This window comes from Pseudoclavibacter sp. CFCC 14310, assembly GCF_008831165.1.
Classification (GTDB): Bacteria; Actinomycetota; Actinomycetes; order Actinomycetales; family Microbacteriaceae; genus Pseudoclavibacter_A.
In genome coordinates this window covers 126,738-147,230 of sequence record NZ_WBKC01000004.1, presented here as the reverse complement: position 1 = coordinate 147,230, position 20,493 = coordinate 126,738, and the positions used below count along the sequence as shown (strand labels likewise).

The window sequence follows — 20,493 nt, the reverse complement described above, 5'->3', positions numbered from 1 at the left end:
GCTTGTTCTGGCGTTTCTGATGTTTCCGAACCCGCAGTACCGACGTCATACATTACGGAATTCCGACGCCGAGTGCAAAACGGATTCGTCGGCGGGGTGTGTCGCGAGCCTAGCGTGCATCGTCCGGAGCGCGGAAGATGCGCACCGGTGAGAGCGAGCCGCCTCGGCGGGTGTCGATGCGCCGATACACAGCAGGGGGCTCGGCGGGCGAGGCCGCAGAGCTGCCGTTGTCACTCGTCTCGCCGTCGCTGGGAACCACGACGAGATCTCGATCACCGTGATCGTTGGCCGCGTGAACCGCCTCGACGAGATCGTGCTTCACCACTGCTTCGAAGATGCGCTCGTGATCGCGCAGCTTCTCGTCTGCAGGCGATGACTTGACTTTGCCGTCGCGGATGCCGAGCTTCACCGCATGTGCGAGCCCCTGATAGAGCTCGGTCAGCAGTGGGTTGCCGCTGGCCTGCACCAGCGCGACATGAAACGGCCCCGGTGGGTCGAGTGCCTCGGTGTGGCCGCTTTGAACGTGTTCGCGCTCCTCCTCGAGGGCGCGGCGCAGGGCGTCGATGTGCTCGTCGCTCAGGTCGAGGGCGGCCTTTCGGGCCGCCTCGATCTCGAGAGTGCGGCGGATGCCGAGCACGTCCGAGATCTCTTTCTCTCCCAAGTAGTCGGTGAGTACGGCGCTTACCGGGCTGCTCGACCGGACGAAGGTGCCTCGGCCGGGAGCAGTCTCGAGAATGCCCAGGCTGGCCAGCGCGCGCACCGCCTCGCGGACTGTGCTGCGCCCGACGCCGAGCTGCTCAGTGAGCTCTGGTTCGGTGGGGATCTTCGTGCCGATCGGCCATGCTCCGCTGGTGACCTGCTCGCGAAGCCAGGAGATGACTCGCGCGGCCCGTTTCGATCCTGTGGTCGGCATGCTGCTCCTCAATAGGTTCCTGAGTAACCAGTCTAGAACCGCTGATATTGCGCGAACGAATCGTGGTGGCCTCCCAGACGCGCGCAGGTGTGCCGTGTAGGCTGGCGAAGGTCTACGTGAAGGGAGCATGATGCGCGCACTGCGTCGAGTCGTCATCGGCACGGCACTTTCCGTGGCTCTGGTCGGGGGACAGAGTCTGGTCGCCCCGGTGGCTCCGAGTCAGGCTGCGAACTATCCGTCGTGGGATGACATCAACAACGCTAAGAACAACGAACAGGCGAAGCAGAGTGAGATCGCTCGCGTTCAGGGACTCATCTCGGATCTGAACGGTCAGCTCGACTCCGCTCAGGCCGCCGTCGACTCCGCTCAGGCCGCGGCAGACGCCGCACTGCAGCAGGTGGCAGATCAGCAGTCGACGTACGACACGCTCCGAGTGCAGCAGCTCAACGCTCAGGCACGCGCCGACGAGTCGAAGCGCGCTGCCGGGGCGAGCATCGCGCAGCTGTACCGCAGCGGCGGCACCAATGCGAGCATGAACATCTATCTCTCCGGCGACGGTGCCGACGAAGTGCTGTATCAGCTCGGAGTGATGGGGCGATTCGGTGAGAGCAGCGATGAGACATACCGTTCTGCGATCGCCGATGCGAAGACCGCCGAATCGTTGAAGAACCAGTCTGACGCCGCGCTCACGCAGCTTCAGGATTTGGCCGACGACGCCGCTGCGAAGTCGCAGCAGGCCCAACAGGCGCAGCAGCAGGTCGACAGCACGCTGAAAGAGCAGCAGACGCACGCTGGCGAACTGACGGCTCAGCTCTCGGCGCTGCAGGGAGAGACCGCAGAGCTGCAGCAGCAGCGGGCTGCCGGGGTGCAGGCCGAGGCCGAGGCTCGTGCGAAGGCGATTGCAGCTGCGCAGGCGGCTGCAGCGGCTGCGGCCTCGGGAGGAAACGACTCCGATGGTTCGTACGCGCCGGCGCCGGCAGGCGGCTCCCGTCCGTCGGGCGGCGGCGGTGGAGGCTCGCCCGCTCCGAGCCCCAGCAGCGCGATCGGCTTCCCACTGCCGTATCTGAAGGGCTCCAGCGGCTACGGCATGCGCATGCACCCGATCTATCACGAGCCGCGGTTCCACTACGGCACTGACTTCGCCGTGCCGCAGGGCACTCCGATTCTCGCCATTGCCGACGGCACGATCGTTGGCGCAGGGTTCGGCTCGTCGATGGGCAACTACGTCGACGTGCGCTCAGTGGTCGGTGGGCAGACCATCATCGCGCGCTACTTCCATCTCAGCCGCATCGGCGTCTCGAACGGCCAGCGGGTCAGCAAGGGGCAGAATCTGGGCGCCAGCGGCAACACGGGCGCCTCGACCGGCGCGCATCTGCACTTCGAGATACATATCGGATCGATCGGCTACGGCAGCCCCATGTGGAAGACCGCAGGCAACACGGTCAACCCGGTGACGTGGATGGCCAGCCACTGATCGAACTCGTCATGCCGATGAGATGACTCAGGGCCCGACCGCACGTGTGAGTTCACACGGCGGTCGGGCCCTGAGCTTTGCGATGCGGCAGACTACTTCGCCTCTTCGGCCTTCAGCCGATCGAAGCCCTCCTGAACCTCGCGCTCGGCGGCCTCGACGCCCTCCCAGCCGCCCAGCGTGACCTCTTTGCCCTTCTCGAGGTCCTTGTAGTGAGCGAAGAAGTGCTCGATGCGATCCTTGAGCTCCTGGGGCACATCGTCGATGTCCTGGATGTGGTCGAAACGCGGATCCTTCGGCACGGCGATGACCTTGGTGTCGATGCCCGCCTCGTCTTTCATGTTCAGCATGCCGACCGGACGAACCTTGACGCCGACCCCGGGGAACACCGGGATCTCGGTGAGCACCAGCACGTCGACCGGATCGCCGTCCTGACCGAGCGTGTTCTCGAAGAAACCGTAGTCGGTGGGGTAGACGAAGTTGGTGAAGAGCACGCGGTCGAGAAAGACGCGGCCGGTCTCGTGGTCGACCTCGTACTTGTTGCGTGAACCAGCGGGGATCTCGATGATTGCGTCGTAGATTGCCATGGGTTGTCTCCTTGTGCGGCGTGCCCTGGTGCGCCGGCTGTCGGCGTCGGGGCGAGCGCCCGTGTCTTTCGGATGTCGAGCGGTGGCCGATGCTGCGTGCGACACCGTGACTCAGCAGTCGCTCGGCGTCGCTCCGACCCCCGCACTAGATTAGTGCACATGCCTGAACAGCGCCCCATGGAGCGTCGCCCGTCGCTTGACGCGGCCACCGCTGCGATCCGACACGATGTGCGGCGGATGCTGCAGCAGTCTGTCTCATCGGCGCCGGCTGGCATCGGGCGCGTACTCGTCGGAGTGAGCGGCGGGGCCGACTCGCTGGCGTTGGCGGCGGCCGTCGCGCACGTGGCGCCACGACTGGACATCGCCTGGGGAACGCTCACCGTCGATCATGGGCTGCAGCAGGGCAGCGCAGCCGTGGCGAGACGGGCGCAGGCCGAGATGCTGGCCCTTGGGGCATCCTTCGCCCATGTGAGTCGAGTCGAGGTCGGCGACGCAGGCGGGCCCGAGGCCGCAGCTCGTCGGGCCCGGTATGCGGCACTCGAAGGCGAGCGGGTTGCCACGCAGAGCGATCTGATCCTGCTGGCGCACACCATGGACGATCAGGCCGAGACGGTGCTGCTCGGGCTCGCCCGTGGTTCGGGCGCCGCCTCGCTGCGAGGCATGCGCCCGCTGGTGGGAAGACTGGGGCGTCCGCTGCTCGGCCTGCGTCGCGAGACCACACGTGCCTCGTGTCGGGCGCAGGGCATCGACTCATGGGACGACCCGCAGAACCACGACGCCTCATTCGCTCGGGTGCGGGTGCGTGACCGGGTGCTGCCCGTGCTCGAACGCGAACTCGGCCCGGGTATCGTCGCGGCGCTCGCCCGCACAGCCGACCTGCTCGACGAAGACACAGCCGTCCTCGATGCGCTGGCGATCGACCGGCTGAACGCGTGCGAGCCGGGAGCGCTGCCGGTCGAGATGCTGCGCGGCCTGCCGGCCGGCCTCGCGACTCGGGTCGTCAAGGGGATGCTGGAACGAGCCACCGGGCGCGCTCCTGCACGTCGGCATGTGCGTGAGACGCTGCGCCTGGCGACCGATTGGCATGGGCAGGGGCCGCTCGACGTGCCTGGCGGTCGCGTGTGGAGGGCAGAGGGCGAAGTGCGGGCGTGCGCTCGTGCGCACTAGAGTGGTGAACGGGTTCCGACCCGTTTCCCGATCACACCCCTGAGGAGTCGAACACACATGGAGCTTGCTGACATCCAGAACGATCTGAAAGAGGTTCTGCTCACCCCGGAGCAGATCAGCACGCGGGTTGCCGAGATGGCGCGCGAGATCGAAAAGGACTACCAGGGCAAGGACGTGCTGCTCGTCGGCGTGCTCAAGGGCGCGGTGATGATCATGGCTGATCTCTCCCGCGAGCTGAAGCTGCCGGTGACGATGGACTGGATGGCCGTCTCGTCATACGGTTCGGGCACGAAGTCGTCGGGTGTGGTGCGCATTCTCAAAGATCTGGACACCGACCTGCACGGCAAACACGTGCTCATCGTCGAAGACGTCATCGACTCGGGGCTCACGCTCTCGTGGCTGCAGAAGAATCTGCGCTCGCGCGGCACCGAGTCGATCGAGATCTGCGCGCTGCTGCGCAAGCCCGAGGCGCTCGCGGTCGACATCGACGTGAAGTACGTGGGCTTCGACATCCCGGTCGACTTCGTCGTCGGCTATGGGCTCGACTACGACGAGCGCTACCGCAACGTCAAAGGCGTGGGCATCCTTAAGCCCGAGGTGTACAGCTGATTCTGCGTCTGCCGTACGCAGGCGGCTCGAACGCCGGGGTGCTCAGACGCCGACCGGGGCGAGTGCTCACAGCGAACACGCAGAACGCCGCAGAACACCTCAAGTACTATTAGGCTCTATCGCACCAACGTACGGAAGGATTCGGGGGCTGCCCGCAATCTATGAACGCTTTGAAACGGTTGACCAAGGGCCCGATCTTCTGGATTGTGGCGGCTCTCATCATCGTGCTGATCGGCATGAACATCGCCAGCATGTTCGGCGGCTATCAGAAGATCACCACCTCGCAGGGGCTCACTCTGCTGCAAGAGAACAAAGCCAGTCAGGTCGAGATCAAAGACGCCGAGCAGCGCGTCGACATGACCCTCAACGATGACTTCGAGGATCACGGCAAGAAGGTGCAGTTCTACTACGCCCAGGCCCGTGGCAGCGATGTGGTCAAGGCCGTCAACGACGCGAACCTGAGCGACGGCTACGACGACACCGTGACGCAGCCGAACATCTTCACGAACATGCTGATCACGCTGATCCCGTTCCTGCTGATCGGCGTGGTGTTCTGGTTCCTGCTCTCGCGTATGCAGGGCGGTGCCGGCGGCGGTGTGATGAACTTCGGCAAGTCGAAGGCGAAGATCGTCACCAAAGACCACCCGCAGGTCACGTTCAAAGACGTCGCAGGCGTCGACGAGGCCCTCGCCGAGCTCGAAGAGATCAAAGACTTTCTGCGTGAGCCCGAGAAGTTCCGTCGAGTCGGCGCGCGCATCCCCAAGGGCGTGCTGCTCTACGGCCCTCCCGGAACCGGTAAGACCCTGCTCGCTCGGGCCGTGGCCGGAGAGGCCGGCGTGCCGTTCTTCTCGATCTCGGGTTCTGACTTCGTCGAGATGTTCGTCGGCGTGGGCGCCTCGCGTGTGCGCGACCTGTTCGAGCAGGCCAAAGAGAACGCCCCGGCGATCATCTTCATCGACGAGATCGACGCCGTCGGCCGCCATCGCGGCGCAGGCATGGGCGGAGGCCACGACGAGCGCGAACAGACGCTGAACCAGCTGCTGGTCGAGATGGACGGCTTCGATCCCAACCAGAACGTCATCCTGATCGCGGCGACGAACCGCCCGGACATTCTCGACCCCGCGCTGCTGCGCCCCGGTCGCTTCGACCGTCAGGTCTCTGTCGAGGCTCCCGACCTCGCCGGCCGCAAGAAGATCCTCGAAGTGCACGCGCTGAACAAGCCTCTGGCCGACAACGTCGACCTCGGGCTGGTCGCCAAGCGCACCCCGGGCTTCACCGGAGCCGATCTCGCCAACGTGCTCAACGAGGCCGCCCTGCTCACAGCGCGCTCGAATGCCCAGATCATCGACGACCGAGCCCTGGACGAGGCCATCGATCGTGTGATCGCCGGCCCGCAGAAGCGGTCACGCGTGATGCGCGACCACGAGCGTCTGGTGACCGCCTACCACGAGGGCGGTCACGCCCTGGTCGCTGCCTCGCTGAACCACACCGACCCGGTCACCAAGGTGACGATCCTGCCGCGCGGTCGCGCGCTGGGATACACCATGGTGCTGCCCATGGACGACAAGTACTCGGTCACACGCAACGAGCTGCTCGATCAGCTCTCGTACGCCATGGGCGGCCGCGTGGCCGAAGAGATCGTGTTCCACGATCCGACGAGCGGTGCCTCGAACGACATCGACAAGGCGACTGACACGGCTCGCAAGATGGTCACCGAGTACGGCATGAGCTCGAGGCTCGGCACCGTGAAACTCGGCGAGCCCGACGGCGAGGTCTTCATGGGCCGAGGCATGGGCGGCGGTCGCGAGTACTCAGACGGCGTCGCCGAACAGATCGATCTCGAGGTTCGTCAGCTGCTCGATGCGGCCAACACCGAAGCCTGGAAGGCACTGACGCAGAACCGTGCCGTGCTCGACCGCCTCGCCACCGAGCTGCTGGAGCGCGAGACGCTGAACGAGAAAGAGATCGCCGAGATCTTCGCCGACGTGCAGAAGCTGCCAGAGCGCCCGCAGTGGCTGTCGAACACCGATCGCCCGGTGTCGACCCTGCCGCCGGTCGCGGTGCCGCAGAAGGTGCAGGCCGACACCGAGCTGAGCGCTCAGAGCGATGACCAGACTGCCGCAGACCAGCCCGGCGAAGGACAGTCGCCCGAAGGCAAGTGATGGTCGACCAGGTCGCCGCGCAGCAGGCGGTGCGCAGCTTTCTCATCGCCGTCGGGCTGGACCCTGACGACGACGTGCTGCGCGACACGCCAGCGCGCGTCGCCAAGGCAGCCACCGAACTGTTCGCCGGTGTGTCGGCAGACCCCGCCGTGCTCTTCGAGAAGACCATCGTCGCGCAGTCGCATGATCTGGTCGCGATGACGGGCATCACTGTTCGCTCGCTGTGCGCGCATCACCTGCTGCCGATGTATGGCACGGCTTCGATCGCGTATCTGCCGAACGAGCGCATCGTCGGGCTCAGCACGCTGCCGCATCTGGTCGATCTGCTGGCCTCGCGGCCGCAGGTCCAGGAGACGCTCACCGCTCAGATCGCCGATGCGCTGATGACCGGCATCGACGCACGCGGTGCGCTCGTCACCCTGCGTCTGCACCAGGACTGCGTCAGCGCGCGCGGAGCCCGTCAGCATGAGGCCGTGTCGATCACCGTCGCCGCACGGGGCGAGCTCAGAGAGCCCGCAGGGCAGACACAGGCGTTGGCAGCGCTGTCCGATCTGTCGACGGAAGGCCAGCGCCGTGAGGTCTGAATCGGCCCGTCCCAGAATCATGGGTGTGCTCAATGTCACTCCAGACTCGTTCAGCGACGGCGGATGCTGGCTCGAGGCGGCAGACGCGGTGCGCCATGGCCTCGACCTCACGGCGCAGGGCGCCGACCTGATCGATGTGGGCGGCGAATCGACCCGACCCGGCAGCCAGCGCGTGCCGGTCGAGGTCGAGCAGCAGCGCATCCTGCCAGTGGTGCGACCGCTCGTCGAGGCGGGCGTCACGCTCAGCATCGACACTATGAACGCCGCGACGGCCCTGGCGACGGCTCGGGCAGGCGCCGGCTACATCAACGACGTCTCGGCCGGTCTTGCCGACCCTGACATGCTCGATGCCGTCAGCGACACCGACGCCAGGCTCATCCTGTCTCACTGGCGCGGCCTGCTCACCCCGGGGCACGCACCCGCGCACTACGACGACGTGGTCGGCGAGGTGCTCGCCGAGCTCGAGCAGCGCGTCGAGGCGGCGCGTGACGCGGGCATCGACGACTCACGGCTCATTCTCGACCCGGGTCTCGGCTTCAGCAAGAACGCCGAGCACAACTGGCAGATCATCAACGGGTTCGACCGACTGCTCGCGTTCGGACTGCCGGTGATGATCGGGGCGAGCCGCAAGCGGTTCGTCGGACGGCTGCTGCCGGCGGCGCTGCGTGAACCAGATGCCGATCCTGCAGCGGTGCTGCGGGCCAAGGACGCTGCCACGGCTGCGATCTCGGCGTTGATGGCGCACCGCGGAGTGTGGGGGTTTCGCGTGCATGACGTCGCATCGACTGCCGCAGCGTTGACCGCGGCAGACCTGTTCGACCCGACAGAGGGGGAGCTCCGATGAATGCAGAGTCAGCGCAGACGAATGCGGTGGAGTCGCCAGACCTCATCCGGCTGAGCGGCGTGCGCGCCCGCGGACGCCACGGGGTGTTTCCTGCCGAGCGCAGAGACGGGCAGTGGTTCACGGTCGATGCGGTGCTCGAAGTGTCGACACGTGCTGCGGGGCGCAGCGACCGACTCGATGACACAGTCGACTACGGGGTGGCCGCCGAGCTGATCAATGCACGCATCACCGGCGAGCCGGTCGATCTGATCGAACGCCTCGCCGAGCTGATCGCCGGCGATCTCTTGGCTCTGCGCGGGGTGCAGGCGGTCGAGATCACGGTGCACAAACCGCAGGCGCCGATCACCGTCGCATTCAGCGATGTGACTCTGACCATTCGCAGGCAGCGCTGATGAACGAGAACTCGCAGCCTTCTGCGTCCCGTGCTGCGGTGATCGCGCTGGGCAGCAATCTCGGCGACACCGGAGCGACTCTGCAGGCGGCGGTGCGCGATCTCGGCGCGACGGCGGGCATCACTGTCGAACGCATGTCCCGCATCCATGAGACGGTCGCGGTCTCGCTGGACGGACCCGATCCGTCGCGCCCGCGCTTCGCGAACGCAGTGGCGCTCATCTCGACGACGCTTGAGCCACTGCCGCTGCTGCACGCGCTGCAGGCGATCGAGCAGCGTCACCACCGACGCCGTGATGTGCGCTGGGGCGATCGAACGCTCGATCTCGACATCGTCGACATCCCGGGGGTGCGACTGCAGACCGCCGAGCTCACCGTGCCGCACATACGCGCGGCCGAACGGGACTTCGTGCTCGCGCCTTGGGCCGAGATCGATCCCACTGCCACGCTCTCGGGCACACCGATCGTCGAGCTGCTCGCCCGCGTGCGGTCTGAGGGACAGGAGAGCTGATGGGCACCACCCGCATTCGCTCCCTGGTCCTGATCGCCGGCATCTTCGCGGCGCTGGGCTGGGCCGGCCAGGCGAGTCTCGTGCAGCTCGGCCAGCGTCAGCTGCTGCCACCGTGGACCCTTCCGGGGGCGCTGATCGTGATCGCGCTCGTCGTGTTGGGCATGGCCTGGAGAGTGCGGTCTCGCACCCGAGCCCGTGACCGCGAGCTGCGAGAGCACGGCAGCTCGAACGTCGAGGCGATCGATCCGTTCTTCGCCACACGCGCACTGCTGCTGGCCAAAGCCAGCTCGGTGAGCGCCTCTGGGCTGAGCGGGGTGTTCGTGGGCCTGCTGATCTTAGCGCTCATTCCTCCGGCGACGCCGAGTGCGAGCATCGTGCTGCCGCTGGTCGTCACAGCGGGCGCATCGCTCGTGCTCGCGATCTGCGGCGTGGTCGCCGAGCTCTGGTGTCGGCTGCCGCCGAGCGACGGCGACGACCAGGGCCGCGGAGGCACCCCGAAGTCCGGCACTCCGGCGACCGGGCCGATCGATCCGGCGCCCGCGCGCACCAGGAGCCGACTGTGAGCCAGGCGCCCAGACTCGACGTCGGTGTGGTCGGCGCAGGCGCGGTCGGCATCGCGCTGGGGCTGGCCCTGGCCGGAGCCGGCCATCGCATCGTTGCCGTCTCGACCTCGTCAGAACGGCATCGTGATCGTCTCGAGACCGCGATGCCGCAGGTGCCGGTCGTCGATGAGGCGCAGGTGATTGAACGGGCCGATCTGGTCGTGCTCGCCCTTCCCGGTGATCAGCTCGCCGTCTTCGTCGAAGGCACCGCCGCTGCGCAGCTGTGGCGTCCGGGGCAGCTCGCCCTGCACACTGCGCCGCAGTTCGGCGAACGCGTGCTCGATCCGATCGCACGGCAGGGCGTGATTCCGTTGGCGGTGAGCCCGGCGGTGCAGCTCACCGACACCGGGCTCGATGTGCAGCGGATGCACGGCGCGGCCTTCGCGGTGTCGGCGCCTCCCGCGGTGGCTCCGATCGCACAGGCCCTGGTGATAGAGATGGGCGGCGACCCGGTGCCGATCAGTGACGCAGACCGCTCGGTGTATGCTGAAGCGCGTGCGGTCGCAGGCGATTTCTCGCGTGCGATCGTCGATCAGTCGACGGGTCTGCTGCGCGAGATCGGTGTGCAGAACCCTGCCAGGCTGATCCGTTCGGTGATTCAGTCATCGGTGGATGCGGCCCTCGACCGATCCCAGTGGCCAGACTCGAACCCCGGTCTGACCGACCTCCGCCCAGACGAGAGATGAGCGTTTTGTCCACGTCACCCGAAGAAGCCGGCACCTCGATCCCAGCGGATCCAGTCAGCGCCGATGTCGCCCGACCGCTCGGGCCGGTCGTGATGCACCGTCTCGCCGAGATGCATGCCTACGTCAGCGCCCTGCGCGAACAGGGGCTGACGGTCGGGCTCGTACCGACCATGGGTGCGCTCCACGCGGGTCACCTCTCGCTCGTCGATGCTCTGCAGCAGGAGGTCGACACGGTGATCGTGTCGATCTTCGTCAACCCCACGCAGTTCGCACCGGGGGACGACTATGACTCCTATCCGCGCACGCTGGATGCCGATGTCGAGCTGCTCGCCACCGTCGGAGTCGACGCGGTGTTCGCCCCCACGCCCACCGAGATGTACCCGCAGGGCGAGCTGCGCACCAGCATCCTGCCTGGTCTGCCGGGGCGCTATTTCGAAGGCAAGACGCGACCGACGCACTTCGCCGGTGCACTGACAGTGGTCAACAAGCTGCTGAACATCGTGCAGCCTGATGTGGCCGCCTTCGGCGAGAAGGACTTTCAGCAGCTCGTGCTGGTCACGAACATGGTCGCCGATCTGAACCTGCCCGTGCGCATTCTGCCGGTGCCGATTCGCCGTGACACCGACGGTCTGGCGCTGTCGAGTCGCAACGCCCGGCTCAGCGAGACCGAACGTGTCACTGCGCTGTTTCTCTCGAAGGCCGTGCTCGCCGTGCAGCGGCAGTGCGTCGACGGGGCTCTGCCGAGCGAGGCCAAACGTGTCGGTCTCTCTCTGCTCGAGGCACAGCCGGGCATCGAGGTCGACTATCTCGAGATCGTAGAACCACAGACTTTCGTGCCGGTCGCAGACGATGTCGCCGGCGCCGCCAGAGTGATTCTGGCCGCACGTGTCGGCCAGGTGAGACTTATCGACAACGCTGCGGTAGAGATCGCCGGGCCATCAACGGAGGAGAACGCATGACCGAACACGATGTGACCGGCGAGCAGGGGCTCAGCGCCGAACAGCAGTTGGCGGCTGACTCGAACGAGCAGCGCGAGGTGCGTCTGGCCAAGCGCGATCGTCTGCTGGCCGAGGGCGACGCCTACCCGGTGAGTGTGCCGGTGACCACGAGCATCCATGCCGTGCGTGAGGGCCATGCCGATCTCGAGGCCGGTGAAGAGACAGACGACATCGTCGGCATCGCCGGCCGCGTCGTCCACGTGCGCAACACCGGGCGTCTGTGCTTCGTGGCGCTGCAGGCGGGCGACGGGGAGCGCATCCAGGCGATGCTCAGCCAGGGCGAGGTGGGCAAAGAGTCACTCACCGCGTTCAAAGAGCTGGTCGATCTCGGCGATCACCTCTTCGTGCACGGCAGGGTGATCGCGTCGAAGCGCGGCGAGCTGTCGGTCTTCGTCGACCGCTGGCAGATCGCCTCGAAGGCGATCCGCCCGCTGCCGAATCTGCACAGCGAGCTCGGCGAAGAGTTCCGCGTGCGCAACCGCTACCTCGATCTGATCGCGCGTGACGCGGCCCGCGAGATGGTGCTCACCCGCGCGCACACCAACGCCTCGCTGCGCCATACCTTCGCCGAACACGGCTTCGTCGAGGTCGAGACGCCGATGCTCCAGACGGTGCACGGCGGTGCCTCGGCGCGTCCGTTCGTCACGCATTCGAACGCCTTCGACATGGATCTCTACCTGCGCATCGCCCCCGAGCTCTTTCTCAAGCGTGCCCTCGTGGGCGGCATCGATCGCGTGTTCGAGATCAACCGCAACTTCCGCAACGAGGGCGCCGATTCGACGCACAGCCCCGAGTTCGCGATGCTGGAGGCCTACGAGGCCTACGGCGACTACAACAGCATCGCCGATCTGACGCAGGAGCTGATTCAGAACGCGGCGAAGGCATCCAGCCCGACCGGCGACGAGACGGTGGTCTGGAGCGACGGCACGGCGCACGACTACTCGGGTGACTGGGATCGCATCGACCTGTACGGCTCGCTCAACGAGCAGCTCTCCGCTCAGTGGGCCGGCACCGGCAGTGCTCCGCAGATCACGGTCGAGACTTCGGTCGCCGAGCTGTCGTCGCTGGCCGACGCCGTGGGCATCATGCTCGATCCGAAGACCGCCACGCACGGCAAGTTCGTCGAAGAGCTCTGGGAGCACTACGTGAAGCCGGGGCTGACGCGTCCGACGTTCGTGATGGACTTTCCGCTCGACACCAGCCCGCTCACGCGCGCACACCGCTCGAAGCCCGGTGTCGTCGAGAAGTGGGATCTCTACGTGCGCGGGTTCGAACTCGCCACCGGCTACTCCGAGCTCGCCGATCCGGTGATTCAGCGACAGCGCTTCGTCGAGCAGTCACTGCTGGCCGCAGCCGGTGACCCCGAGGCGATGCAGGTCGACGAAGACTTTCTGACCGCCATGGAGTACGGCATGCCGCCTGCAGGCGGTATGGGCATGGGCATCGATCGCCTGCTGATGGCTCTGACCGGCCTCGGCATCCGCGAGACGGTGCTGTTCCCGCTGGTGCGATAAAGGGGATGCGATGAGTGCGCAGGAATGGATGACGGCGGCCCTGTGGGCGATCACACCCACGGCGCTGGTCGGCGTGCTGTTCTGGTACACCTTTCGGTCGGTGCTGCGAGCCGACCGCACTGAGCGCAAGGTGCGCAAGAGCGTGGAACAGCAGGAAGAGGCCCGGTTTGCCGAGCGCTATGGTGCGCTCCCGGACAGCGATCGGCAGGCGAACGCAGTCGCGCGCCCCGCTTCGTCGGCTGACGCACAGGCTCGGCCGAAGCATCCGTCTGACGCAGACGCAGCCACCGACCGCTGACCTGACTCTTCTCGTCGCCGAGCAGGACGCGAGCGGAGACGCAGTCGCCGGTGTGCGCTTAGCCCACGGCGAACACGCCCCGATCTGCGGCGGGTTTCTGGTTTGATGTTCATAACCGGCAAACCGCGAAGGAGATGCCATGTTCGAACGTTTCACCGACCGCGCCCGCCGCGTGGTGGTCTTGGCCCAGGAAGAGGCCAAGATGCTCAACCACAATTACATCGGCTCGGAGCACCTGCTGCTCGGGCTGCTGCACGAGGGCGAGGGTGTCGCAGCCAAGTCGCTGGAGCAGGTCGGCGTCACGCTCGACGAAGCTCGTGAGCAGGTCGAAGACATCATCGGCGTCGGCCAGCAGCCTCCGACGGGGCACATTCCGTTTACCCCGCGTGGCAAGAAGGTTCTCGAGCTCTCATTCCGCGAGGCTCTGCAGCTCGGCCACAACTACGTCGGCACCGAGCACATCCTGCTCGGGCTGATCCGCGAGGGCGAGGGCGTCGCCGTCCAGGTGCTCGTCAAACTCGGCGTCGATCTGACGCAGCTGCGTCAGATCGTCGTGCAGCAGCTTGCGGGCTACCAGAACGGCAAAGACGCGCAGCTCGCCGGCGTGGGCGCCGAAGGAGGCACGCAGGCCAAGGGCTCGCAGGTGCTCGACCAGTTCGGCGAGAACCTCACTCAGAAGGCCCGCGACGGCAAGCTCGACCCGGTCATCGGGCGCGAGCGCGAGATCGAGCGCGTGATGCAGGTGCTCAGCCGCCGCACCAAGAACAACCCGGTGCTCATCGGCGAGCCGGGCGTCGGAAAGACGTCGGTCGTCGAGGGGCTCGCACAGGCCATTGTCTCGGGCGAAGTGCCCGAGACGCTGAAAGACAAGCAGCTCTACACCCTCGACCTCTCGGCGCTGATCGCGGGTTCGCGCTATCGTGGCGATTTCGAAGAGCGACTGCGCAAGGTGCTCAAAGAGATCAAGAACCGCGGCGACATCATCATCTTCATCGACGAGATTCACACGCTCGTCGGCGCTGGTGCCGCAGAGGGCGCGATCGACGCGGCCAGCATCCTCAAGCCGATGCTCGCCCGCGGCGAGCTGCAGACCATTGGAGCCACCACCACTGACGAGTACCGCAAGTACTTCGAGAAAGACGCCGCTCTCGAGCGCCGTTTCCAGTCGGTGCAGGTGCGCGAGCCGAGCCTGCAGCACTCGATCCAGATTCTGAAGGGGCTGCGCGAGCGCTACGAGAAGCACCACAAGGTGAAGATCACCGACGGTGCGATCGTTGCCGCGGTGAATCTCTCGGCCCGATACATTCAAGATCGGCACCTGCCTGACAAGGCCATCGACCTGATCGATGAGGCCGGTGCTCGTCTGCGCCTCAGCGTGCTCTCCGCTCCGCCGCAGCTGCGTGAGTTCGACGAGAAGATCACCGAAGTGCGTGCTGCCAAAGAGCAGGCCATCGAAGACCAAGACTTCGAGAAGGCCGCCAGCCTGCGCGACCAGGAGAAGAAGCTGCTAGGCGAGCGGCTGAAGTCTGAGAAGGAATGGCGCAAGGGCGACAAAGAGGTGCACGCCGAGGTCGACGAGGGGCTCATCGCCGAGGTGCTGGCTCAGGCCACCGGCATCCCCGTCTTCAAACTCACCGAAGAGGAGTCGTCGCGACTGCTCTTCATGGAAGAGGAGCTCGGCCAACGCGTCATCGGGCAGAAAGAGGCCATCAAGGCGCTCTCTCGCAGCATCCGCCGCACGCGCGCCGGTCTGAAAGACCCGAAGCGCCCCAGCGGGTCGTTCATCTTCGCCGGGCCCACCGGCGTCGGCAAGACCGAGCTGGCCAAGGCGCTCGCGAAGTTCCTGTTCGACGACGAAGACGCGCTCATCTCTCTCGATATGTCCGAGTTCGGCGAGAAGCACACCGTTTCACGTCTGTTCGGTGCCCCTCCGGGCTTCGTGGGGTTCGAAGAGGGCGGACAGCTCACCGAGAAGGTGCGACGCAACCCGTTCAGCGTCGTACTGTTCGACGAGATCGAGAAGGCTCACCCCGACATCTTCAACTCGCTGCTGCAGATTCTCGAAGAGGGTCGCCTGACCGACGGTCAGGGCCGCAGCGTCGACTTCAAGAACACCGTCATCATCATGACGACCAACTTGGGGTCGAAAGAGATCTCGGGCGGGCCCGTGGGCTTCCAGGTCGAGAACGACCAGACCGTCAGCTACGAGATGATGAAGGGCAAGGTCAACGACGAGCTGAAGAAGCACTTCAAGCCCGAGTTCCTGAACCGCGTCGACGACATCATCGTCTTCCCCGCCCTCGACAAAGAAGAGCTGCTGCAGATCGTCGATCTGTTCGTCAAGCGTCTCAACGACCGACTCTACGATCGTGACCTGCGCCTCGAGCTCAGCGTCTCGGCCAAAGAGAAGCTCATCGAGATCGGTTACGACCCCACTCTCGGTGCGCGCCCGCTGCGTCGTGCCATCTCGGTGCAGATCGAAGACCAGCTCTCTGAACGCATTCTGCGCGGCGAGATCTCGGCCGGGCAGAAGATCGACGTCGACGTCGACGACAAGAACGACTTCACGTTCACGGTCGTCGATGGCGAAGGGCCTGAGCCGGAGCAGGGCAAGATCGCTGCGACACAGGTGCTCTAGACGCACGATGCCGAGTCTCTGAGACGGGACGCGGTGCTGCAGAACAGAGGAGCCATGCCCTCCAGGGGTTATTCTGGGGGGCATGGCTCTTTTGATTCGCTCCGCCCGCACCAGTGACATTCAGGCCATTCGCGACCTGATCACTCCGTACGTCGAGGAACGCGTACTGCTCGGCAAAGAGCTGGTGGTGCTCTACGAGGCGACGCAGGAGTTTCTGGTCGCCGAGCTCGACGGCCGCGTCGTCGGCGCGGGCGCTCTGCACATCTTCTGGGAGGATCTCGCCGAGATTCGCACCCTCGTCGTCGACCGCACCGCGCAGGGGCACGGTATCGGTCACAAGCTGGTGTCAGCGCTCATCGAGCGCGGCCGCACGATCGGGGTGTGGCGCATCTTCTGCCTGACCTTCGAGGTCGACTTCTTCACGCGCAACGGCTTCACCCGCATGCTCGATCCCGGCGTCGACCCCGACACCTACGTCGAGCTCGTGCGGTCGCCCGACGAAGGCGTGGCAGAGTTCCTCGAGCTGCAGCGTGTGAAGCAGAACACCTTGGGCAACACCCGCATGATCCTGCACCTCGACCACGACTCGTCGAACGGCGATGAGCCAGCCCAGCAGGGGCGATTCGAAGACACCGCCGATCGGTAGTCTGAAACCATGCATGCCACGTCGAAACGTCCTTCCCCCGCGGTCTATCGTCGCAGGCGTCTCGCAGCACTCGTTCTGCTGGTCGTCATCGTTCTGCTCGTCGTCTGGGCGGTGAGCTGTGCCACGAGCAGTGGCAGGAATGGCAGCAACGATGCAGACTCGGCTGCACAGACCTCGCAGACGAGCGAGCCGCAGAGCACAGGATCTGCAGACCCCACGAGCGACGACGCAGCGAAGAGCGCAGATGCGCAGAAGACCGAATCTGCTGCCTCGGCCACGCCGTCGGCAGATCCCGGCTCAGTGCCGACCTGTGACCCCGGCGAACTCTCGGTGAGCGTGAAGACCGAGAAGGGCCAGTATTCGTTCTCACAGCAGCCGGTCTTCGTGTACGAAGTCTCGAACATCACCTCCGCGCCGTGTTCGGCCAATGTCGGCACGTCGCAGCAGGAGCTGGTCGTGGGCTCCGGGCCAGCCGAGATCTGGAAGTCGACGCCGTGCATCGCGAATCCCTCTGACGCCATGAACGTGCTGGAACCAGGCAAACCGCTGACCGGAACGGTCTCATGGGACCTCTCGATGAATGACGGCTCGGCCTGCTCGAAAGACCGTCACGCGTCAGTGACCGGCACCTACTGGGTGCAGGCCACGATCGTCGGCCGCTCGTCTGAGCAGTACGCGTTCATCATGCAGTAGGGCGCCCACATCACACCCTGCGGGGCTGCAGTGCTCTCGCCAGTGCCTCGTGCAGGCTTGAGACGCTGCGGTCATCGAGATGGGTGGCGTATCCAAGGCGCACGGCCTCGTCGGCGCGCTGGGCCGACTGCGCGGCGCGGCGCACCTGACCGGCGAGGCTGATCTCGCCGTAGGCGACGGTGTGTTCGTCGATCGCACGCCCGGTGGCGGCGGATGCGATGGCCAGTGCGATGGGCAGGTCGGCGGCCGGGTCGGTCACCTTCACCCCGCCCACAGTTGAGACGTAGACCTCCATATTGCTCACGGTGATGCCCGCACGACGCTCGAGGACGGCGATCAGCATCGAGACGCGCGATGAGTCGAGCCCGTTGGTGACCCGACGTGGCTGCGGCGCAGTCGACGACACGACCAGTGCCTGAATCTCGACCGGCAGCGCGCGGCGACCCTCCATCGCGATGGTGACTATCGTGCCCGGCACGTCGCTGCCTCGGGTGAGGAACAGCCCTGAGGGGTCGGGCACCTCACGGATGCCTTCGCCTCCCATCTCGAAGCATCCCACCTCGTCGATCGAACCGAAACGGTTCTTGTGCGCACGCAGAAATCGCAGTGAGGTCTGGGGGTCGCCCTCGAACTGGCAGACGACGTCGACGAGATGCTCGAGCAGACGCGGGCCGGCGATCGAACCGTCTTTGGTGACGTGGCCGACGAGCAGCAGCGGGATGCCCCACTGCTTCGCCGCACGGGTCAGGGTGTGCGCGACGGCTCGCACCTGAGCCGTGCCGCCGGGGATGCCCTCGATGCTCGCATCGGTGATCGTCTGCACCGAGTCGACGATGACCAGTGACGGCTGTGCCGCCTCGACCTGCGCGAGCGCGGCCGTGAGGTCGGTCTCGGCGGCGAGCAGCAGATGCTCGTGCACGGCTCCGGTGCGTTCGGCACGCAGGCGCACCTGCCCGGTGGACTCCTCGGCGGTCAGATAGAGCACGGTTCGCTCTTCGGCAGCCCAGCGTGCGGCGACTTCGAGCAGCAGGGTCGACTTGCCGACGCCGGGCTCACCGCTGAGCAGAATGGCCGCACCCGGGACGATGCCGCCGCCGAGCACACGGTCGAGCTCGCCGATGCCGGTCGGTACGTGTGTGGCATCATGCGACGAGAGCTCAGTGATCGGCCGGGCGAGGCGGTCTGCGTCGAGCGTCGGCAGCGCGCCCAACGCATCGACCATCTGCACCGACCCGCGGCGGCCGCTGACGATGCCGGTCTGCGTGCCGACCTCGACGACGGTGCCCCAAGCCTGGCATTCGGGGCATCGGCCGACCCACTTCGACGCCTTGAAGCCGCACTCTGTGCAGTGGTACGGAGCAATTGTGTTCTTCGCCATGCGTCCACAGTAGGCGACCCCACTGACATGGAGAGGGCTGGGGCGTTCCCACCTGCGCTACTCGTTGCGCAGCAGGCTCTGCGCGGCGTGTGCCACGACGGTTTCGCTGAGCAGCTCCAGCGCGTCGGAGGGCAGCTTCCACCGCTGCCAGTGCAGCGGCACGTGCACTGCAGAACCGGGCATGAGCTCGACGAGTCGGCCCGCGCGCAGCCACTCGTCGGCCTGCTGGTCTGGGAGCAGGCCCCAGCCGAGACCGAGCACGATGGCGTCGCCGAAGTCCTGCGCGGCGGGAACATAATGGCTCGGTGGCTGGGCGGCCTTGCCCAGCACTGAGTCGAGATAGCGCTGCTGCAGCATGTCGGAGCGGTCGAAGTTGATCATCGGTGCGAGCCGGCGCAGAGGCCAGCCGCGCGGGCTGTCGGCTGTCGTGTCGTCTGCATCTCGCCGCCATCGCTCGGAGAAGCCGGGCGAGGACACCGCCCGGTAGCGCATCATTCCGAGAGGTGTGCTCGTGCAGCCCTGCACCGGTTTCGCCGTCGTCGTGATGGCCGCCATCACCTCGCCTCGACGCAGCAGTCGAGTGGCGAGCTCCTCGTCTTCTCGGCGGATGTCATACACCGCGTCGATTCGATCGCGAGTCGCGGCCAGCGCACCAAGGAACCAGGTCGCGAGACTGTCTCCGTTCGCTGCGATCGGAATGGTGATCGTCAGGTTCGAGGCCGCATCCCCGGCTTCTCCGTCGCCGCGCCGCGCCGCCGCCGGGCCGCCGCCGTCGAGGCGGAGCGCACGCGCTGCATCCGCGCTCACCAGCAGCAGCTGACGGGCGTAGCGCAGAGCCACGCGGCCAGCCTGCGTCGGCTCGACCGGCGTGGTGCGCTGGACGAGCACGCTGCCGACGGCCTCTTCCATCGCGTGGATGCGCTGCGAGACTGCCGAGGGAGTCACATGCAGAGAGCGGGCCGCACGTTCGAAGCTGCCCTCGTCGACGAGAGCCACGAGGGTGGCGGCGTGGTCGAGTTGAAAAGACATCATGTATGAAGAGTATCTAATGCAGGTTTAGATGGATTAGCTGGACTTGATCTACGACTCGGGTGACGATCGAAGCATGCAAAACTCACTCCTGCTCTCGTCGGCGCTCGGCTTAATGACCGGTCTCTCGCTGATCGTCGCGATCGGCAGTCAGAACGCCTATCTGCTGCGGCTGGGGGTGACTGCGAGTCGGTCGGTGATGCTGCCGGTCGTCACCGTGTGCGCCCTGTCGGATGCTGTGCTGATCATCGCGGGTGTGGCCGGGGTCGGCGCGTTGGTGCAGTCGCTGCCGGTGGTGATGACGGTGATTCGCGTGGTCGGTGCGGCGTTCCTGATCGGGTACGGCGCGCTCGCGGCGAAGCGGGCGCTGAAGCCGACGGCGATGGCCGTCGATGCCGGGACAGAGGCAGTGACAGGTGCTGACGACACCGATGCTGAGACCGATGCAGCCCACGGTCGCCGCTCGCTAATCTCGGTGCTGCTCACCGTGCTGGCGTTCACCTGGCTGAACCCGCACGTCTACATCGACACCGTGGTGCTGCTCGGCTCGCTCGCGCAACACCAGACGCACCCGTGGTGGTGGGCCGCCGGGGCGATCCTGTCGAGCTTCATCTGGTTCTACGCGCTCGGGTTCGGTGCGCGGATGCTGCGGCCGCTCTTCGCGAAGCCGAGGGCCTGGCAGATCCTGGACATCTGTATCGCCGTCATCATGTTCGCGCTGGGGCTGCGGCTGCTGCTCGGATTCTGACGTCGTCTCTGTCGGCTGTGCCTCG

The 20,493-nt window shown here is 66.1% G+C and carries 21 protein-coding genes; 17 read left to right on the top strand and 4 right to left on the bottom strand.

Going from position 1 to position 20,493, the window contains the following annotated elements; all coding sequences use genetic code 11:
* Positions 1 to 109 precede the first annotated feature (109 nt).
* The gene (locus F8O06_RS10265) at positions 110 to 913 is read right to left on the bottom strand and encodes a FadR/GntR family transcriptional regulator (protein ID WP_192496920.1); all 804 of its coding nucleotides are present in this window, start codon (positions 911 to 913) and stop codon (positions 110 to 112) included.
* A 127-nt stretch (positions 914 to 1,040) separates the two neighbouring features.
* Between F8O06_RS10265 and F8O06_RS10260 the strand changes: the two genes are divergently transcribed.
* On the top strand, positions 1,041 to 2,387 hold the full coding sequence (locus tag F8O06_RS10260) for a M23 family metallopeptidase (protein WP_158038482.1): 1,347 nt from the start codon (positions 1,041 to 1,043) through the stop codon (positions 2,385 to 2,387).
* A gap of 92 nt (positions 2,388 to 2,479) precedes the next feature.
* Here F8O06_RS10260 and ppa read toward each other — a convergent pair whose 3' ends face one another.
* Positions 2,480 to 2,971: an inorganic diphosphatase gene (ppa, locus tag F8O06_RS10255; protein ID WP_158030697.1), complete on the bottom strand. Its 492-nt coding sequence runs from the start codon at positions 2,969 to 2,971 to the stop codon at positions 2,480 to 2,482.
* 159 nt (positions 2,972 to 3,130) lie between these two features.
* On the opposite strand from ppa, the gene tilS reads away from it, so the two are divergent.
* The 15 genes from tilS (at position 3,131) to F8O06_RS10180 (ending at position 17,313) form a co-directional block, all read left to right on the top strand.
* Positions 3,131 to 4,138, top strand: coding sequence for a tRNA lysidine(34) synthetase TilS (gene tilS, locus F8O06_RS10250; RefSeq protein ID WP_225733474.1), 1,008 nt, complete (start codon positions 3,131 to 3,133; stop codon positions 4,136 to 4,138).
* Between the two features lie 57 nt (positions 4,139 to 4,195).
* Positions 4,196 to 4,747 (top strand): hypoxanthine phosphoribosyltransferase, encoded by a 552-nt coding sequence (gene hpt, locus F8O06_RS10245; RefSeq protein WP_158030698.1) that lies wholly within the window; start codon positions 4,196 to 4,198, stop codon positions 4,745 to 4,747.
* Between the two features lie 161 nt (positions 4,748 to 4,908).
* Positions 4,909 to 6,909: an ATP-dependent zinc metalloprotease FtsH gene (gene ftsH / locus F8O06_RS10240; RefSeq protein ID WP_158038481.1), complete on the top strand. Its 2,001-nt coding sequence runs from the start codon at positions 4,909 to 4,911 to the stop codon at positions 6,907 to 6,909.
* The gene (gene folE, locus F8O06_RS10235) at positions 6,909 to 7,493 is read left to right on the top strand and encodes a GTP cyclohydrolase I (RefSeq protein WP_158038480.1); all 585 of its coding nucleotides are present in this window, start codon (positions 6,909 to 6,911) and stop codon (positions 7,491 to 7,493) included. The genes ftsH and folE overlap by 1 nt, the downstream gene beginning before the upstream one ends.
* A gap of 19 nt (positions 7,494 to 7,512) precedes the next feature.
* Complete coding sequence (gene folP / locus F8O06_RS10230; protein WP_158038685.1) at positions 7,513 to 8,337, top strand: dihydropteroate synthase; 825 nt, start codon at positions 7,513 to 7,515, stop codon at positions 8,335 to 8,337.
* Positions 8,334 to 8,729 (top strand): dihydroneopterin aldolase, encoded by a 396-nt coding sequence (gene folB, locus F8O06_RS10225; protein ID WP_158038479.1) that lies wholly within the window; start codon positions 8,334 to 8,336, stop codon positions 8,727 to 8,729. Before folP ends, folB begins: the two co-directional genes overlap by 4 nt.
* Positions 8,729 to 9,238: a 2-amino-4-hydroxy-6-hydroxymethyldihydropteridine diphosphokinase gene (gene folK, locus F8O06_RS10220; RefSeq protein WP_158038478.1), complete on the top strand. Its 510-nt coding sequence runs from the start codon at positions 8,729 to 8,731 to the stop codon at positions 9,236 to 9,238. Before folB ends, folK begins: the two co-directional genes overlap by 1 nt.
* Positions 9,238 to 9,801 (top strand): DUF3180 domain-containing protein, encoded by a 564-nt coding sequence (locus F8O06_RS10215; protein ID WP_158038477.1) that lies wholly within the window; start codon positions 9,238 to 9,240, stop codon positions 9,799 to 9,801. The genes folK and F8O06_RS10215 overlap by 1 nt, the downstream gene beginning before the upstream one ends.
* A complete protein-coding gene (locus F8O06_RS10210) occupies positions 9,798 to 10,526 on the top strand; it encodes a DUF2520 domain-containing protein (protein WP_158038476.1) in 729 nt (242 codons plus the stop codon). The genes F8O06_RS10215 and F8O06_RS10210 overlap by 4 nt, the downstream gene beginning before the upstream one ends.
* Positions 10,523 to 11,485 (top strand): pantoate--beta-alanine ligase, encoded by a 963-nt coding sequence (gene panC, locus F8O06_RS10205; protein ID WP_225733473.1) that lies wholly within the window; start codon positions 10,523 to 10,525, stop codon positions 11,483 to 11,485. Before F8O06_RS10210 ends, panC begins: the two co-directional genes overlap by 4 nt.
* Positions 11,482 to 13,038 carry a lysine--tRNA ligase gene (gene lysS / locus F8O06_RS10200; RefSeq protein ID WP_158038475.1) on the top strand — a complete coding sequence of 519 codons (1,557 nt, stop codon included), beginning with the start codon at positions 11,482 to 11,484 and terminating at the stop codon, positions 13,036 to 13,038. Before panC ends, lysS begins: the two co-directional genes overlap by 4 nt.
* 10 nt (positions 13,039 to 13,048) lie before the next feature.
* On the top strand, positions 13,049 to 13,336 hold the full coding sequence (locus tag F8O06_RS10195) for a hypothetical protein (protein ID WP_158030706.1): 288 nt from the start codon (positions 13,049 to 13,051) through the stop codon (positions 13,334 to 13,336).
* A gap of 139 nt (positions 13,337 to 13,475) precedes the next feature.
* Entirely contained in the window at positions 13,476 to 15,974 is a 2,499-nt protein-coding gene (locus F8O06_RS10190; protein ID WP_158030707.1) for an ATP-dependent Clp protease ATP-binding subunit, read from the top strand.
* Positions 15,975 to 16,056: 82 nt separating this feature from the next.
* Positions 16,057 to 16,620 (top strand): amino-acid N-acetyltransferase, encoded by a 564-nt coding sequence (locus F8O06_RS10185; protein WP_192496919.1) that lies wholly within the window; start codon positions 16,057 to 16,059, stop codon positions 16,618 to 16,620.
* A gap of 9 nt (positions 16,621 to 16,629) precedes the next feature.
* Positions 16,630 to 17,313 carry a hypothetical protein gene (locus F8O06_RS10180; RefSeq protein WP_158038474.1) on the top strand — a complete coding sequence of 228 codons (684 nt, stop codon included), beginning with the start codon at positions 16,630 to 16,632 and terminating at the stop codon, positions 17,311 to 17,313.
* A gap of 10 nt (positions 17,314 to 17,323) precedes the next feature.
* Here the strand turns inward: F8O06_RS10180 and radA are convergent, their stop codons facing one another.
* Together radA and F8O06_RS10170 are read right to left on the bottom strand one after the other, a co-directional pair.
* Positions 17,324 to 18,691, bottom strand: coding sequence for a DNA repair protein RadA (radA, locus tag F8O06_RS10175; RefSeq protein ID WP_158038473.1), 1,368 nt, complete (start codon positions 18,689 to 18,691; stop codon positions 17,324 to 17,326).
* A gap of 57 nt (positions 18,692 to 18,748) precedes the next feature.
* On the bottom strand, positions 18,749 to 19,723 hold the full coding sequence (locus tag F8O06_RS10170; RefSeq protein ID WP_225733472.1) for a LysR family transcriptional regulator ArgP: 975 nt from the start codon (positions 19,721 to 19,723) through the stop codon (positions 18,749 to 18,751).
* Between the two features lie 73 nt (positions 19,724 to 19,796).
* Here F8O06_RS10170 and F8O06_RS10165 point away from each other — a divergent pair, with 73 nt between their 5' ends.
* The gene (locus F8O06_RS10165) at positions 19,797 to 20,468 is read left to right on the top strand and encodes a LysE/ArgO family amino acid transporter (RefSeq protein ID WP_158038472.1); all 672 of its coding nucleotides are present in this window, start codon (positions 19,797 to 19,799) and stop codon (positions 20,466 to 20,468) included.
* Positions 20,469 to 20,493: the final 25 nt, after the last annotated feature.

Bases quoted from the DNA above. Each gene is read 5' to 3' on its own strand.
- F8O06_RS10180 (WP_158038474.1), top strand. From the start codon at position 16,630: ATGCATGCCACGTCGAAACGTCCTTCCCCCGCGGTCTATCGTCGCAGG.
- ftsH (WP_158038481.1), top strand. From the start codon at position 4,909: ATGAACGCTTTGAAACGGTTGACCAAGGGCCCGATCTTCTGGATTGTG.
- ppa (WP_158030697.1), bottom strand. From the start codon at position 2,971: ATGGCAATCTACGACGCAATCATCGAGATCCCCGCTGGTTCACGCAAC.
- F8O06_RS10170 (WP_225733472.1), bottom strand. From the start codon at position 19,723: ATGATGTCTTTTCAACTCGACCACGCCGCCACCCTCGTGGCTCTCGTC.
- F8O06_RS10265 (WP_192496920.1), bottom strand. From the start codon at position 913: ATGCCGACCACAGGATCGAAACGGGCCGCGCGAGTCATCTCCTGGCTT.
- F8O06_RS10195 (WP_158030706.1), top strand. From the start codon at position 13,049: ATGAGTGCGCAGGAATGGATGACGGCGGCCCTGTGGGCGATCACACCC.
- hpt (WP_158030698.1), top strand. From the start codon at position 4,196: ATGGAGCTTGCTGACATCCAGAACGATCTGAAAGAGGTTCTGCTCACC.
- tilS (WP_225733474.1), top strand. From the start codon at position 3,131: ATGCCTGAACAGCGCCCCATGGAGCGTCGCCCGTCGCTTGACGCGGCC.
- F8O06_RS10165 (WP_158038472.1), top strand. From the start codon at position 19,797: ATGCAAAACTCACTCCTGCTCTCGTCGGCGCTCGGCTTAATGACCGGT.
- folB (WP_158038479.1), top strand. From the start codon at position 8,334: ATGAATGCAGAGTCAGCGCAGACGAATGCGGTGGAGTCGCCAGACCTC.
- F8O06_RS10215 (WP_158038477.1), top strand. From the start codon at position 9,238: ATGGGCACCACCCGCATTCGCTCCCTGGTCCTGATCGCCGGCATCTTC.
- folP (WP_158038685.1), top strand. From the start codon at position 7,513: ATGGGTGTGCTCAATGTCACTCCAGACTCGTTCAGCGACGGCGGATGC.
- panC (WP_225733473.1), top strand. From the start codon at position 10,523: ATGAGCGTTTTGTCCACGTCACCCGAAGAAGCCGGCACCTCGATCCCA.
- folK (WP_158038478.1), top strand. From the start codon at position 8,729: ATGAACGAGAACTCGCAGCCTTCTGCGTCCCGTGCTGCGGTGATCGCG.
- F8O06_RS10185 (WP_192496919.1), top strand. From the start codon at position 16,057: ATGGCTCTTTTGATTCGCTCCGCCCGCACCAGTGACATTCAGGCCATT.
- F8O06_RS10260 (WP_158038482.1), top strand. From the start codon at position 1,041: ATGATGCGCGCACTGCGTCGAGTCGTCATCGGCACGGCACTTTCCGTG.
- folE (WP_158038480.1), top strand. From the start codon at position 6,909: ATGGTCGACCAGGTCGCCGCGCAGCAGGCGGTGCGCAGCTTTCTCATC.
- lysS (WP_158038475.1), top strand. From the start codon at position 11,482: ATGACCGAACACGATGTGACCGGCGAGCAGGGGCTCAGCGCCGAACAG.
- radA (WP_158038473.1), bottom strand. From the start codon at position 18,691: ATGGCGAAGAACACAATTGCTCCGTACCACTGCACAGAGTGCGGCTTC.
- F8O06_RS10190 (WP_158030707.1), top strand. From the start codon at position 13,476: ATGTTCGAACGTTTCACCGACCGCGCCCGCCGCGTGGTGGTCTTGGCC.